The organism is Vibrio sp. vnigr-6D03 (assembly GCF_002835515.1).
Classification (GTDB): Bacteria; Pseudomonadota; Gammaproteobacteria; order Enterobacterales; family Vibrionaceae; genus Vibrio; species Vibrio penaeicida.
Genome location: NZ_PIZL01000041.1, coordinates 16,680 through 31,385 on the forward strand (window position 1 = coordinate 16,680; position 14,706 = coordinate 31,385).

At 41.8% G+C, this 14,706-nt stretch carries 14 protein-coding genes; 8 read left to right on the plus strand and 6 right to left on the minus strand.

Annotated features, from left to right (window positions below):
* Positions 1–69 precede the first annotated feature (69 nt).
* Positions 70–1,680, minus strand: a complete 1,611-nt coding sequence (gene groL, locus CW749_RS24080) for a chaperonin GroEL (RefSeq protein ID WP_101115005.1) — start codon at positions 1,678–1,680, stop codon at positions 70–72.
* A 444-nt stretch (positions 1,681–2,124) separates the two neighbouring features.
* Between groL and CW749_RS24085 the strand changes: the two genes are divergently transcribed.
* The 8 genes from CW749_RS24085 (at position 2,125) to CW749_RS24120 (ending at position 10,231) form a co-directional block, all read left to right on the plus strand.
* Entirely contained in the window at positions 2,125–2,928 is an 804-nt protein-coding gene (locus CW749_RS24085) for an SDR family oxidoreductase (RefSeq protein WP_101115006.1), read from the plus strand.
* Between the two features lie 91 nt (positions 2,929–3,019).
* On the plus strand, positions 3,020–3,955 hold the full coding sequence (locus CW749_RS24090) for a sugar ABC transporter substrate-binding protein (protein ID WP_101115007.1): 936 nt from the start codon (positions 3,020–3,022) through the stop codon (positions 3,953–3,955).
* 263 nt (positions 3,956–4,218) lie between these two features.
* Positions 4,219–5,259, plus strand: a complete 1,041-nt coding sequence (locus CW749_RS24095; protein ID WP_237322568.1) for an ABC transporter permease — start codon at positions 4,219–4,221, stop codon at positions 5,257–5,259.
* A gap of 16 nt (positions 5,260–5,275) precedes the next feature.
* Positions 5,276–6,226, plus strand: a complete 951-nt coding sequence (locus CW749_RS24100) for an ABC transporter permease (protein ID WP_101115008.1) — start codon at positions 5,276–5,278, stop codon at positions 6,224–6,226.
* Positions 6,223–7,773 carry a sugar ABC transporter ATP-binding protein gene (locus CW749_RS24105; RefSeq protein WP_101115009.1) on the plus strand — a complete coding sequence of 517 codons (1,551 nt, stop codon included), beginning with the start codon at positions 6,223–6,225 and terminating at the stop codon, positions 7,771–7,773. The genes CW749_RS24100 and CW749_RS24105 overlap by 4 nt, the downstream gene beginning before the upstream one ends.
* Before the next feature lie 120 nt (positions 7,774–7,893).
* Complete coding sequence (locus CW749_RS24110; protein ID WP_101115010.1) at positions 7,894–8,784, plus strand: NAD(P)-dependent oxidoreductase; 891 nt, start codon at positions 7,894–7,896, stop codon at positions 8,782–8,784.
* Positions 8,784–9,491, plus strand: coding sequence for a ThuA domain-containing protein (locus CW749_RS24115; RefSeq protein ID WP_101115011.1), 708 nt, complete (start codon positions 8,784–8,786; stop codon positions 9,489–9,491). The genes CW749_RS24110 and CW749_RS24115 overlap by 1 nt, the downstream gene beginning before the upstream one ends.
* A complete protein-coding gene (locus tag CW749_RS24120; RefSeq protein WP_101115012.1) occupies positions 9,488–10,231 on the plus strand; it encodes a sulfite exporter TauE/SafE family protein in 744 nt (247 codons plus the stop codon). The genes CW749_RS24115 and CW749_RS24120 overlap by 4 nt, the downstream gene beginning before the upstream one ends.
* Position 10,232: 1 nt before the next feature.
* Here CW749_RS24120 and CW749_RS24125 read toward each other — a convergent pair whose 3' ends face one another.
* From CW749_RS24125 to msrP, 5 genes are all read right to left on the minus strand, one after another.
* The gene (locus tag CW749_RS24125; RefSeq protein ID WP_101115013.1) at positions 10,233–11,009 is read right to left on the minus strand and encodes an EAL domain-containing protein; all 777 of its coding nucleotides are present in this window, start codon (positions 11,007–11,009) and stop codon (positions 10,233–10,235) included.
* Positions 11,010–11,466: 457 nt separating this feature from the next.
* On the minus strand, positions 11,467–12,258 hold the full coding sequence (locus CW749_RS24130; protein WP_101115014.1) for a lipase: 792 nt from the start codon (positions 12,256–12,258) through the stop codon (positions 11,467–11,469).
* Positions 12,259–12,365: 107 nt separating this feature from the next.
* Positions 12,366–13,004, minus strand: a complete 639-nt coding sequence (locus tag CW749_RS24135; RefSeq protein ID WP_101115015.1) for a hypothetical protein — start codon at positions 13,002–13,004, stop codon at positions 12,366–12,368.
* A 38-nt stretch (positions 13,005–13,042) separates the two neighbouring features.
* Complete coding sequence (gene msrQ, locus CW749_RS24140; protein ID WP_101115016.1) at positions 13,043–13,642, minus strand: protein-methionine-sulfoxide reductase heme-binding subunit MsrQ; 600 nt, start codon at positions 13,640–13,642, stop codon at positions 13,043–13,045.
* Positions 13,642–14,658: a protein-methionine-sulfoxide reductase catalytic subunit MsrP gene (gene msrP / locus CW749_RS24145; RefSeq protein WP_101115017.1), complete on the minus strand. Its 1,017-nt coding sequence runs from the start codon at positions 14,656–14,658 to the stop codon at positions 13,642–13,644. Before msrP ends, msrQ begins: the two co-directional genes overlap by 1 nt.
* Positions 14,659–14,706 lie beyond the last annotated feature (48 nt).

Below are 14,706 nucleotides of genomic sequence, written 5' to 3' on the forward strand. Positions count from 1 at the left end.
TTTATAAGAATATTGATCCTCAAAACGAATAGCCCAATCAATTCTCATTGGGCTATTCTTGCTTTTCCACTAATGTTCATGGTGATGTGAAGGTACATAGTCCGGATCGGTATCACCGATTAGGGCTTCCGTAGTTAACATCAATGCAGCAATTGAACTCGCGGTTTGTAAGGACATACGAGTCACTTTAGTTGGATCAATAACGCCCATTTCAACCATATCGCCGAATTCGTTACTTGCGGCGTTTAATCCGAAATTTGTATCTTTATTGCTTACTTTTTCTAGATGCACACCGGCGTCTAGACCTGCATTAGTAATAATCTGTTGAAAAGGAACCTTCATTGCGTCTAGCGCAATGTTCATTCCTGCTTGCTCATCGGGTGAACGAGGTGTTGGAAGCTTTAAATTTTCTACGACTCTAAGCAACGCTATACCACCGCCAGGCACTACACCTTCTTCTATTGCCGCCCTTGTAGCATGAAGCGCATCTTCTACTCTGGCTTTCTTCTCTTTTACTTCTGTTTCCGTTGCTGCGCCGACTTCAATCACCGCAATACCACCAGAAAGACGGGCGCGTCTTTCCGACATTTTTTGCTGATCATAATCCGATTCAGAGTCGATGATCTCGGCATTAATTTTTCCTATGCGTTCATTTATAGCGCTTTCGGTACCATTCCCCTTAATAATGGTGAATTGGTCTTTAGTCAGTTCTAGGCGTTCACACGATCCAAAATGGGACTCTGTAATTGCTTCTGGTGTAAATCCTGTTTCCGCAGATAGGACCGTTGCACCTGTTAGTGCGGCGATATCTTGAAGGATAGCAGAACGCCTTGGTCCAAAACCGGGCGAACGAGCGGCAACCGCTGAGAGTGTTTTTTGTATATGATTGACGACAATTGTTGAAAGTGCTTCACCTTCTATCTCTTCAGCAATGATAAACAGTGGTCGATTCTTTTTGGCGCATATCTCCATAGCGGGGACTACTTGGTCATAATCGAGTAACTTGCCATCGACTAACATGATTAACGGAGTTTTATGAAGAACTTGCATTTTCCCTTGAACGTTAACGAAATGGGGAGAAACGTAGCCTCGTCCAAATTGCATTCCTTTAACAACGGATAATTCAGTATTGAAACCACGACCTTCTTCTATGGTTACGACGCCATGTTGACCAACAGAACGTATTGCATCGGCAACAATTTTGCCAATGGTAGAATCATTATTAGCGGAAATGGTGGCAACATTCTGAATGTCGCTTTCGTTATTACAAGGTATTGATAGGGCTTTTAACGCATCAACAGCAGCGGACGTGGCTTTTTCAATTCCATATTTTATATCAATGATATTGAAGTTAGCGGCCTGGGCCTTGAAACCTCGATTCAAAATAGCCTGCGCTAAAACCGTTGATGTTGTGGTTCCATCACCTGCCTCATCGTTGGCTTTTGAGGCAACAGCGCGCATTAAGGATGCGCCCATTTCTTCCATTTGACCTTTTATGGCCACTTTTTCAGCGACTGATACGCCATCTTTAGTGATGATTGGTGGCTGATCGAAGTGTCTCATAACGACATTTCGTCCGCGAGGTCCCAAAGTTACCTTGACTGCATCCGCTAATAAGTTAGCGCCAGTAAGTAATCGTTGGCGAGCTTTCTCTCCAAACTCTAAATGATCCTGATCCATAATCTCCCTCATGATTTTTGTTGCTCTGCTTAGAAATATCTTGTTCCTATTTGCAAACGTTTGCAAATAATAAATCACATATTGATAACATAAATGAAGCATAATGAACGATGCAATGTGATCAGTTAGTCATTTTGAGTATTTTTTAATCATTAATAATAACAAATAATAAGTCCATTAACTATTTGATATATATTCATTAAATGAAGCTTGCAAACAAAGGAGGAAATAACATTCTTATAATTGAGTCAAAAAAGGGGATGTAAAAAATATGTAAATAGCTATTCTGTTTGTAACTTACTAAGCAAAAAATTTTTCAAAAGTAATGCAAACGTTTGCAAAATTGATATAAAAAATAAATTTAAAGGTTTGTGTGAAGTAAGAAGCCAGAGCTTTTGGTATGACTAAGATTAAAGTTGAGTTGACACAGAAAGGAGATGAATTGTGGATATAAACAGACTCAAAGGAAAGCATGTTTTGATCACAGGTGCTGCCAGAGGCATGGGCGCTGCTATTGCTGAAAATTATGCAGCACAAGGTGCCAAAGTTTGTGTTGCTGACCTAAACATTGATGGTTGCAAAGAAGTAGTGTCGAGAATTGAGGCCGCTGGTGGTGAGGCGATTGCGGTAAAGATGGATGTCACGAAAAGAGAAGACATCGCTGCCGGTGTAGAAGCGACGGTTGAGGCATTTGGCTCAATTAACGTGATGCTCAACAATGCGGGTATCAATAAGCCGCTTATGTTTATGGATATTACTGAAGAAAACTGGCATCAGATTATGACCGTTAACGGGCTTGGGTGTCTGATGGGAATGCAGGAAGCTGCTCGCCAGATGATTAAGCAAGGACCACAGAAAGAACCCTACAAAATTGTAAATGTCGGCTCAATTGTGTCTCGTATGGCTTTTGATGACGTTGTTCCATATTCGTGCAGTAAACACGCGGTACTTGCCATGATTAATGGTGGTGCTAAAGCACTCGTTCAGCACAACATTACTGTAAACGGCTATGGTCCGGGTGTGGTGAGAACTGAATTATGGGAGCAACTAGACAAGGATCTGGTGGCGATAGGTAAATTCGAAAAAACCGGTGAATCAATGGATAAGCTTGCTGAAGACATGATCTTACTGGGCAGATATTCATACCCAGAAGATGTGCTGGGTACTGCTGCATTTTTAGCAAGTCCGGATTCAGATTACATGACCGGACAGCTGATCATGATTGATGGCGGTATGGTGATGCAATAAAACGAAGAGATAAAGAAAGTGCCTGAGGACCGAATTATTGGGATGTATGCGGTAGAAGGCACTAAATAACGTAAACAAGGAGTAGTTAACAATGAAAACGGTAAAAATAACGCTATTAGCCTCAATGGCTGCTTCAACAGCATTTGGTGTTACTGCAAAAGATCTTGTTATTGGTATTACCCAAAATAATGTTGGGGTCGATTCTTACCAAACCACTTATGAAAAAGCGTTTAAAGAAGCCGCCGCGAATACGAGTAATGTAAAGACGGTAGTTCTGGATGCAGGTGGTGATGTTGCTCGTCAAATCGCTCAGATGCAGGATCTCATACAGCAAAAAGTCGACGTGATCATCATATGGCCGACCAATGGTAAAGCCGTTGTTCCTGTCATCCGAAAAGCAAAAAAAGCCGGTATTCCCGTTGTTGTGACTAACTCAAATGTCGCAGAAGAAGGTCAGCAATTTATTGCTTCATTTTCTGGTCCAAACAATATTGTTCAAGGCGCCTATTCTGCGGAAATGATGTGTGATGCGTTAGATGGTAAAGGCAAAATCGTACAGATTTCTGGGCAACCCGGTTATACCACTGCAATCGAGAGACAATCAGGCTTTGAGGATCGATTAGCTGAGGCGTGCCCTGGAGTAATGATTATGGAAACTCAACCTGGTGATTGGAATAGAGAAAAATCCCAGCGTGTAATGGAAAACTTCTTAACTAAATACGACAACATCGATGGCGTATATTCTGGCGACGATAACATGGGAGTCGGCGCGTTAAATGCTGCTAAAGCCGCAAATCGCAAAGGGATTACATTCATTGGTGCCACCAACTTTGCTGTTGGTTATGAGGCCATGGGACGCGGTGAATATTGGGGATCGGTATATCAATCTCCTGTCGATGACGCAAAAAACGCACTAGCGACGGCTATTTCGGTAGCGAATGGTGAAGAGGTACCTAAGCAGAACTACTTTGATACGCCAAAAATCACCCAAGACAACATGTCTCAATTTACCAAACCAGTTTTCTAATTGTGCAGATGGAAGCTATATAACAAATAGAAGCTATAAAAGTAGATGGTAATGGATGTGGCTTATTGAGCGCGAGACGTTTTGAGTTCCTATAAGCCACAGATTTTCCACGGTCTCACTTTGAAAACCTATGTAGGTAAATCAAGATAACGTTAAACAAATCTTGAGGACACCTCTTTAAGAACTTAATGGTTGATGAGTTTGTATTTTAGTTCTTAAAGTATCTATTCGGACCGTATCAATTTCATTTCTAAGGCAGCGGTATGACAATGGACTCTCCACCAGCACAAACCTATAAGAAAAATGACGAAAGTAAAAAACAACCATCGGTTGATGAACCCTTATCTCAGCATTCGTTGAGTAAGCTGATGGCCAAGCACGGAATCAGTGTGGCTTTCCTTCTGTCCATCGTGGTGTTCTCTGTATTTTCTGAACGTTTCTTAAGTACCGATAATTTTATGACGGTGATTCGCCAAGCGTCCATCATAGGAACGATTGCTCTGGGCGTCACAATTGTTGTCATTGGTGGAAACCTCGACCTCTCAGTGGGATCACTTCTGTCTTTTTCGACGGTTCTCGTCGTCGATTTACATGACAAGGTTGGTCCTTCTCAAGCCATTCTATTTATGTTTTTTTTTACGCTCCTTATCGGTGCAATTAATGGTTTTCTCATTGGATATCTTAGGCTTAATTCTCTCATCGTCACACTTGGTATGCTTTCGGCAATTCAAGGCATTATTTTGGTGTATACCGGCGGTCAAAATGTCGATATTGCTAACCAAGAAGATACATGGTTTGCATTTTTTGGCAGAGGGTTCATAGGACCAATTGCGGTTCCAATTATCATCTTTGCGGTTTTAGCGATTGTGTATGAGCTTTTATTAAAGAAAACATCTTACGGAAGAAAAGTATTTTCTTTGGGTGGAAATCCTCTCGCTACAACCTATTCGGGAATTCGCCGAAGTAAATTAGTATTTACTACTTACATGCTTTCAGCGCTTTCTACTGGCGTTGCTGCGCTCATCTTAGGATCAAGAGTGATGGGGTCACAGAACAACGTTGGTCAAGGGTATGAGTTACTTGTTTTGGCGGGCATCATTTTAGGTGGTACGAGCTTGCTCGGTGGTTCTGGAAGTATTGTGAAAACGGTCATTGGGGTATTGATGCTTGGCTTCATCCAAAATGGTTTACTGCTGATGGGATACCCATATTACGCTCAGTGGCTCGTGACTTGGGCTGTGATCATTTTAGCGGTTTGGCTCGACGTGGGCTCTAAGCGCGGAAGCTTGTTTACCAAATACTGAGTAAAAAGAGGGAAGCATGAATCAGCTAAAAACATTCTTAACCGCGCAGCCGATTTGGATTTTTGTACTTGTTTCAATTTTCGTATTCAGCTTTGCGTCCGAGCACTTCTTTGATGTGACCAACTTTCAGAACATTCTGATCCAAACGTCGACGATCGGTTTCATTGCGTTAGGTATGACTTACGTAATGATCAACGGAAATATCGACCTTTCTGTTGGTGCCGTGGTTGCACTTTCGGCGAGTTTAGCCGTCGATTTACAAGGAAGCATTGGAATTCCATTTGCTGTAATTGCTGCTCTAGGTGCCGGCGCCTTGTTAGGCTTTTTAAATGGTGTTTTGGTGTGGAAAACCGGTGTCGACGCTTTCATTGTGACTTTAGGGGCAATGATTGGTGTACGCGGGCTTGTGTTTGTATACACGCAAGAGCAGTCTTTTTATGCACTCGACTTTGCGTATTCAGATTTTGGCAGTAGCGATGTTTTCGGATTCCCCACGTTGGCTCTGCTGTTTTTAGTCGCCACTCTACTTATGCATATCGTACTTAAATATACGGTTCATGGACGCAATGTATACGCCGTTGGAGGGAATAGAAAGTCTTCGATTGATTCGGGGATTCGAGTCGGTCCTCACATGGTAATTAACTTTGTGTTAGTCGGCTTCTTTGCTGCATTTGCAGGTGTGACGTTATCAACTCAAATGGGGGCAGCAACCCCAAACCTCGGGCGAGATTTTGAATTGTGGACAATCACCGCTGTTGTTTTAGGAGGCACACGGTTAACAGGTGGTGCAGGGAGTATTATTGGGACACTAGGCGGTGTACTCGCTATTGGCATATTACGTAATGGATTGAACTTGCTCCAAGTACCTGCATTTTATGTGTTAGTCATTATGGGCTCAATTTTGATTTTAGTTTTGTTTATTGACAAGAAGGTGAATCAATCTGGCAGTAAAGGGGTAACGGCATGAATACGTTAATAGAAGAAGACGCAACAACATCAGCCGTAATAACATCCGAAAAAACGCAACCTAATACACCAACGTTAGAGCTAAAGGGTGTACGTAAAGAGTTTCCGGGTGTTGTGGCATTGAATGATGTGAGCTTTGATATTCGCTCGGGTGAAGTGCATGCGTTACTTGGGGAAAATGGTGCGGGTAAATCGACGCTGATGAAAGTCCTTTCTGGGATTTATCAGGCAGAACACGGACAAGTACTGATTGATGGAAAACCTGTTGTCCTTAAAACTCCAATGGATGCGAGAAATCAGGGTATTTTAATGATTCACCAGGAGCTTTCGCTTGTCGAAGATCTTACTGTAGCAGAAAACATTTTCTTAGGCATGTTACCGCGCTTTGGGCTTGGCTTTGTCGACAGCAAAACGCTGAATCGAAGAAGTTCAGAAATATTGTCTCGACTAAATTGTGATTTTAAAGCTAACGACAAAGTAGCAGATCTGACCATTGCAAAGAAGTACATGGTTGAGATTGCTAGAGCGTTGGTGTTCACCCCCAAAATAGTCATTTTTGATGAACCTACAGCGTCGTTAACGGACTACGAAAAAGTCGTGCTGTTCGACATGATCAACGAACTTAAAAAATCAGGAGTAGGGATTGCTTACATATCGCATCGGATGGATGAGATTTTTACCCTGTCCGATAGGCTCACCGTACTTCGAGATGGCGAATACCGCGGAACGCTAGAAACAGCCAAAACAAACGAGCAAGACGTAACCGCGCTAATGATTGGCCGGGAGCTTGATAAGAGTGGCTGTATTGACCCTCAATTAGGCGGAGAGACCGTTCTTGAAGTGAATAAGTTAACTCTGAAACCTTACTACGAAGACATCAGTTTCGACTTAAAAAAGGGAACGGTAGTGGGTATGTACGGATTAGTCGGAGCGGGACGAACTGAAATCGCAGAGACATTGTTTGGATTAAGAAATCCAGAGAGTGGCTACATTACCTTTAATGGCGAGCGAATCATTATTTCTGACAGTAAAGTAGCTGTTGATACGGGGATCGCTCTGGTTCCTGAAAATAGGAAAGAACAAGGTCTTGTTCTTGAAATGAGTTGTCGCGATAACATGACGATCGCTCAAGTCGATAGGCTTTCTGTGCTTGGATGGTTACTTCAGGGAAAGGAAGGGAAAATATACGATGATTACGCACAGCAGTTATCAATAAAATCACCTGATGGTTCTTATCCCGTAAGCAACCTGAGTGGCGGTAATCAACAAAAAGTCGTTATAGGGAAATGGCTGTCTATTCAGCCGAAGGTACTCATATTAGATGAGCCTACACGCGGTATTGATGTGGGTTCAAAATCGGAAATTCATACCCTTATTCGAGAGTTAGCACGCTCAGGCTTGGCCGTACTTGTGATCTCATCTGAAATGCCTGAAGTACTCGGTGTAAGCGACCAAATACTCGCAATGTATGAAGGAAAACTGGTCAAAACATTCACCTCAGAAGAAGTCTCGGAAGGCGCGCTAGTCACTGCGATTACTGGTCAATAACTTTACTCATATCCTTGGAGCGCTCGCTAGCGCTCTAGGCTAGTTATGTCTTTAAAATAGTGAATCAAGCTTCGAAAACGATGTGTATGACTTATTGTGCCAAATTAAAGGAATGCTTACATGAAGATTGGATTTATTGGGTTAGGAAAAATGGGGCGGCTTATGGCTTCAAATCTTGTTGCCAATGGTATTTCGTTGATGGTTTATAACCGAACTGTTCAAACAAGTTTGGATTTACGAGCGCGTTTTGGTTCTGTCCAAATAGCTAAGAGTCCGGCGGAAATCGGTCGCCACTGTGACATGGTTTTCTCCATACTTTCGGATGATAAAGCAGTAGAAAGTGTGTACTTAACAAATAAAGACAGCGTCCTTTCTAGCTCCATGCGTTCTCGTTATTGGATTGAAATGAGTACCATCGGCGAACCCACCTCAAAACGATTACACCTTTCAGCGTCTGAAAATGGAGTGCATTACATTGATGCACCAGTGTCAGGCAGTTTAGATGCTGCTGAAAAAGGCGAATTGGTTTTCATGCTAGGTGCGAACGAGTTAAGAAACAGTACGCTACAAGCTTGTTTTGATTTGATGGGGAAGCAAACTTTGTTTATGGGAGGTCCTACACTTGGGCATATTGCCAAATTGCTGATCAACAGTGTTATTCACAGCCAAAACCAAATCATTGCGGAAATACTTTCACTCGCTGAACCGTTAAACGTCAAGCATGAAGCGCTGCTTGAACTTCTTAACCTCAGTGCAGCTGGCTCACCTATGATGCGATTCCGTACGCCTCTATATTTAGGAACGGACGATGTTGTGACGTTTGCTCTCGATCTTGCGAAGAAAGACATGAGGCTAGTTATTGAACTGGCCAATAAAGCTGATGTGGACGTTCCTCAAATGTCGATCAACCATCAACAATTATGTTTGGCAAGCCAAGCTGGCTATGGTGAGCAAGACATGGCAGGAATGGCAAATTATCGCAAACAACGAAACAAAAAGGAGACAAATTAATGAAGAAAGCAGCATTGTTTGTAGGTGGATGGGAGGGGCATACTCCTGAAGCATTTTGTAATTGGGCAACGAACCTTTTGAAAGAAGAAGGGTTTGAAGTGGTTGTATATAATTCGTTCTCTCCGCTACTGGAACGTGAATTAACCTCGGATATCGACTTAATCATTCCTATCTGGTCAAGCGCTAGAAGCAGCCACCAAGAAGAATTTGGAAATATTTCAAGAGAGGAAGAGCAAGGTTTATTAGCTGCGATTGCCGGAGGGTGCGGAATCGCTGGATGGCACGGTCACATGGGAGACGCATTTAGAGATCATCCAACCTATCACTTCCTTATTGGTGGGCAGTTTGTTGCTCATCCACCCGGTTGGCCCGACAATCCTATTCCTTCTGATGATTTCATCAACTATCCGATCCGGTTTCACGACTCAGAAGATGGAATTACGCACAATCTCTCAGACTTTACGATGTATGGCGAGCAATATTACATGTTGGTAGATCCAAGTAATGATGTATTAGCTTCGACTGAATTTAGTGGCGAGCACCTTCACTGGATAGAAGGTACTAAAATGCCCATTGCTTGGCGTAGACGTTGGGACCAAGGCAAGGTGTTTTATTGTTCTGTCGGTCACACAATTAGAGAGCTAGAATACCCTCAAATCGACGAGTTAATGAGGCGCGGGTTTCACTGGGCAGCAAGAGATAAATGATAGTCGACCCTTTTTTTTACTTAGTTGCCATCCCAGCAATTTTAATTTATGGAATAGGGAAAGGTGGGTTTGGTGGTGCCATTGGGAGCATTTCAGTTCCTATGATGTCGCTGACTATTTCCCCTCTTCAAGCTGCCTCAATATTGCTACCCATTCTGATCGTAATGGATATCTTTGCTGTAAAGCATCATTACAAAACTGCAAATTACTCCGTGATCCGCTCGATGCTCGCTTGGGCAATACTTGGTATCGCTGCGGCTGGTCTGCTTTTAGAAATGTTATCTATAGATTTGATTAAAGTGTTGATAGGAGGGATATCCGTTTTATTTTGCTGTTTGTATTGGTTTGGCATAAGTGACCATACGTTTTTTAAACATCCAAAATGGCGGATAATCTGGAGTTGTTTGTGTGGGTTCTCTAGTACGGCTATTCATTCGGGTGGTGGACCCGCAACCATTTACTTACTGCCTTTAAAGCTAGAGAAGGTAGTTCTTGTAAGTACTATGGCAGTTTTATTTGGGATTCTGAACGGAATAAAGCTCGTGCCTTATGGAATGTTAGGAAGTTTCTCAAAGGAAAACCTAATGACGGCATTTGTTTTAGTGCCGTTAGCCCCTATTGGTGTCTATATGGGTGTTTGGTTGCTCCACAGAGTATCAGAAAAGTTTATATATCAAGTATGTTACGTCTGCCTATTGGTATTCGGTACAAAACTGCTTCTTGAGGGGATTTTGCTTTAACTCAGTTAACGGAATACAAAGGTTCTGGATGAGCCAAATGGTAGCCTTGGAACATGTCGATGTTTAACGAGACCATGTTTTCGAATTGTTCCTTCGATTCGATACCTTCAATAACGGTTTTTGCACCGACTTCTGTGGCAACTCTAAGCGCAGAAAGGAGCGGGGATGCGATGCCACCCATAAAGTCATTCATTAGACTCTTATCGATCTTTACTATTGAAGGGTTGATGAGTTTCACTCTTTCTTTTGTGGACGCTTGCTGACCGTAGTCGTCTACGGCAATACCAAACCCATTTTGAGTCAGTAGTGAAGTGACTCGAGATAACATTTGATTGTCTTTAACTTGCAGTTCGACAAATTCAATAACAATTTGTCTGGTCCGGATTTTAAGCTCATCGAGTCTGTTAACTAAGACAGAGCGGCTCAAATCGTGGAACAGATTATGCTCCGGGTCCGGCAGGGCGTTTAAAAAGAGTTGTTTATTTCGGTGTTTGGATTGAGCAAAATTGAGTATGTGTATTGCCCTGCTTAGTGCTTCTACATCTATGCGAGTTTCGATACAAAATGTGTTGGTATGAAAAAATAAGTCAGGTCGAATGGTTTCACCTTCCTGATCAGAAATTCTAACGAGAGCTTCCACTCCCATAACTTCTTTGCCAGCATTGAAAATTGGTTGAAAAACACTTCTCAATACGAAGTTATCGTATTCTGCGTAATGCTCACCAGATTTGTCTTGCTTAAGGCACAGCGTAAAATTTTCTGAATTAGATAAGATCATACTTTCATACAAGCTCAAGGCAATACTAAGATCGATATATTAAAATAGCGAAATACTTAAAAACATCACTCTATTTTGGGCAGAATATCAATATTGTCAAGACTATTTATTTGGTATGCTAAGCCTAATTGATTTGTAATGATTTATTTGAAAGTAATTTACTTAAGTTATTGTTATGTATGGCTAATATAATAATTTCTTATAATTGCTATAAATATAAATAATAGGCGTATAGAAGAAGTTATTTTTACAAAATATAGAACTCGTCACAATATTTATAAAAGAGTCGATTGCTCAAATATCAAACGAAGCTCACATATAATTAGAAGCTGCTCTCATTTAAATTGTAACAAATACTAACTTCATTAATTAAATAAACACATTTTGTATTTAGATCAAAAAAAGCGCTGATAGTGATCTTAAGATCTATATTTGATCAAAATACTATTTGAATTATTTATCGTTCATCGAAAAAGTCTTTATTCCTAATATATTTTCTCATCAAATGGTATGAGAAGGGGCGGATCAACCAGCTTAGAATTGAACGTAAAAGTCGGATCCCAGTAGGAGTGTTTTCGTAAATTTTACCATTGTATAGCCACAAAAGTTTGCCTACGTGCCAATACATGAAAGGAAGGGGAGGCATAAATGTTACAATATCGAGGTCGCAGCATACCCTGTATGTTCTTCTTGCCAGTTTGTAATGCACTTTAAACTGATAGTTTCCAGCTGCTGGTTGACCAAAAGTGACCACGCGTTTAATGCAATTCGGATAACGGGACTCTAAATAGTCAGCCAGTACGTTACCAATCGCTCCACCCGAAGAATGGCCAGTGATGCTTATTCTCTTTCCTTGCTCGTCGACTAAAGGTTTCACTATATCTTCGACGCGCTCCATTACTGAGCGACCTAGCGTATCTTTTTTATGTGCTGGCGTACTTTCTTGACTAAGTAGGAAGTGAAAGCCGGCATGAATAGAGTAGTGAAGCCCCCAGCATTTACAGGACTTTTGCCACATTGCGCTGTTTAGAAGCCAATCCCAAATGTTGTGTGACCCTTTTATAACGATGATCACTTCATCGCTATTACGGCTCCATAGAATGCGCATCAGCACCTTTCCAAAGCGGTTGTTAATGACACGTTGTCCGTTTGGATCGAATCCGTATCGGGTTTGCTTAAAGGTACGTGGGTAGGCGAGTTCGCAAAGAACGGCGTAGCGTTCATATTGGTAACGTTTTAGTTTTTTCACAGCCAACTTAAGAGTTTTATTTCAGCTTGACTGTGCAGTGTTAAAACTTGATGACAAAAAGCAGGTGTTGTTTAGGTCGCTGGGTAAAGTTTATTTATAAATTGAGCCTAACGATGCCATTCAAGTATGGAGTAGAGGTGTATGTACTTAAGAATAGCGTCTTTGGTGTTGGGTTTTCTTAGAGGATGCGCAAAGCTAAGGTAACAAGGGCGAATAGAAAACCGTTGTTCCAGTTCTTTGTAGATCGAACTCTCAGATTTCCATAGTATGACGCCTTGTTCTTTGTACTCGCCTTCGTTCTTCGGAAGTTCAGTATTCCACCAGCTTAATATCTCACGGCTCCATTTTCCCCGAGTAAACCAGTGATCGGCAATAACAACTAATAGGTCATTCGGTTGTATGGCGTATCCATATTCAGCTTGCCATTGGTTTATGTCTCTTAGCATATTTTCCCGGCAGCTTTTACTGGCACTCATTAAATGGTGGCTATGCACCCAAACGGTCCCGATGTCTGAAGATACGCGGAAATGGAAAGGCTGATCAGGAACCGGAAGGCTTTCTATGGATTCGAAGTAGTTTGGGTGATCATATTCTGTAAACTTGCTCGCCATTCTACGAGCAAATGCTAAACCGAGATGATGCTCACTCATGCCACGATTATGCACAGTTGGGTAATGGCTTTCGCATAATTTCAGGCAGTCTTCCTGAAAATCAATCAATCCTTGAATGACTAAATCTTTTAACAAACAGAGCTCTCCTAGTGTAAGGAGAACTCAAAGACTCCTTACTTTACTAACCAACGTTTTACTTTATCTTTTCTAAATAATAGTAGTAAAAATGAAGATGTTAGATATAAAACGGGTTCTATACCTACAGATTTAACAGACCAAAGATAATGGATCGGTATAAGCAAGACTGCGATATAGACCCAATTATGCAAAGCTTGCCACCTTTTTTTTAACTTTCTTTGAGCTTGTTTCGTTGATGTAACTGTAAGAAGCAAAAGGATAATCCAGCTGAGTGCCCCAACTATGAGGTAAGGGCGAGTTATGATTTCATCGAGTATTAAAAGCCATTGATAGCCAAGATCCAACGAAACATAAGCTAAAAGATGCAATGCGGCCCACATAAAGACAAATACACCAAGTAAACGCCTTGTTCTGATTAGCTGCCCGATTTTTAACCATCGAACAAGAGGGGTAATAAGCATGGTGGCAATTAAGGTGTTCAGTGCAGCCTTGCCTGTAAAATGAATGATTTCATCTACTGGCTCTGCACCGAGGTGTCCATTCGTTGCTGCCATGAACAACCAAAGGAGTGAAAACCACTGAACAACATGAATGAGTGCTTTGGTCACAATGATGTGTGTGTTGCTCAGTGTCATTAATAGTTCCTGTTCAAGTCGAGTCCAGTATAGAGTTTGGCTACTTCATCCTCATAACCATTGAACATCAACGTATCCTGCCTTGAAGAACTAAAAATAGTGCCTTCGCCAATGAACCTTTCTGACGCTTGGCTCCAACGAGGGTGGTCCACTTGTGGATTTACATTGGCATAAAAGCCATATTCATGGGCTGCGAGTTGATTCCATGTTGTTGGGGGTTGATGTTCGGTTAATACGATTTTCACAATAGATTTAATGCTCTTAAAACCGTACTTCCAAGGTACCATTAGACGCAGCGGCGCGCCGTTTTGAGGCGCAAGGGTTTTGCCATAAAGCCCTACGGACATAATAGCCAATGGGTGCATCGCCTCTTGAATTGTTAAGCCTTCAACGTAAGGGTAGTTTATTCCCCCTCCGATGCGTCTGGACTTTTGGCCAGGCATTCTTTCTGGGTCATAAAGTGTTTGGAAAGCGACGTATTTTGCATTCCCTTTTGGTTTTGCTTTTTCAATTAACTTGCTAATCGGAAAACCAAGCCACGGAACGTTCATCGACCACGCTTCAACACAACGGAACCGGTAATACCGATCTTCGATTGCAAACTGATTTAAGATATCAGCAAAATCGATGGTGTAAGGTTCATGTACTTCACCACCGATTTCTATTTGCCAAGGATCGGTTTTGAACCCTCTGGCATTTTCTGCGGGCTGGTGTTTGGCTGTACCGAACTCGTAAAAGTTATTGTAAGTCAGAATTTTTTCTTCAGGGGTGAGCGTAAGCGTGCGATTTTTGTATTTTGATGGTACAGACTTCAGAGGTTTACGGGGATCAACGATGGGTTCTTCTTCTTTTGACTTAAACACATCAAAAATACCAGCATTAGCTGTCCCGGCTATTGGTGCTGTGGCTGCAAGAATCCCCAGTTTCTTTAAAACTTGGCGGCGATCGTCATAGACAGTTTCAGATGTAATGTCGTTGTCTTTTAACTGCCATGATTTTGCGATCCGGATTAGCATAAGGAACTCCTGATGTTGGTACAATTCGTTGCGTATTTACCCAACAAA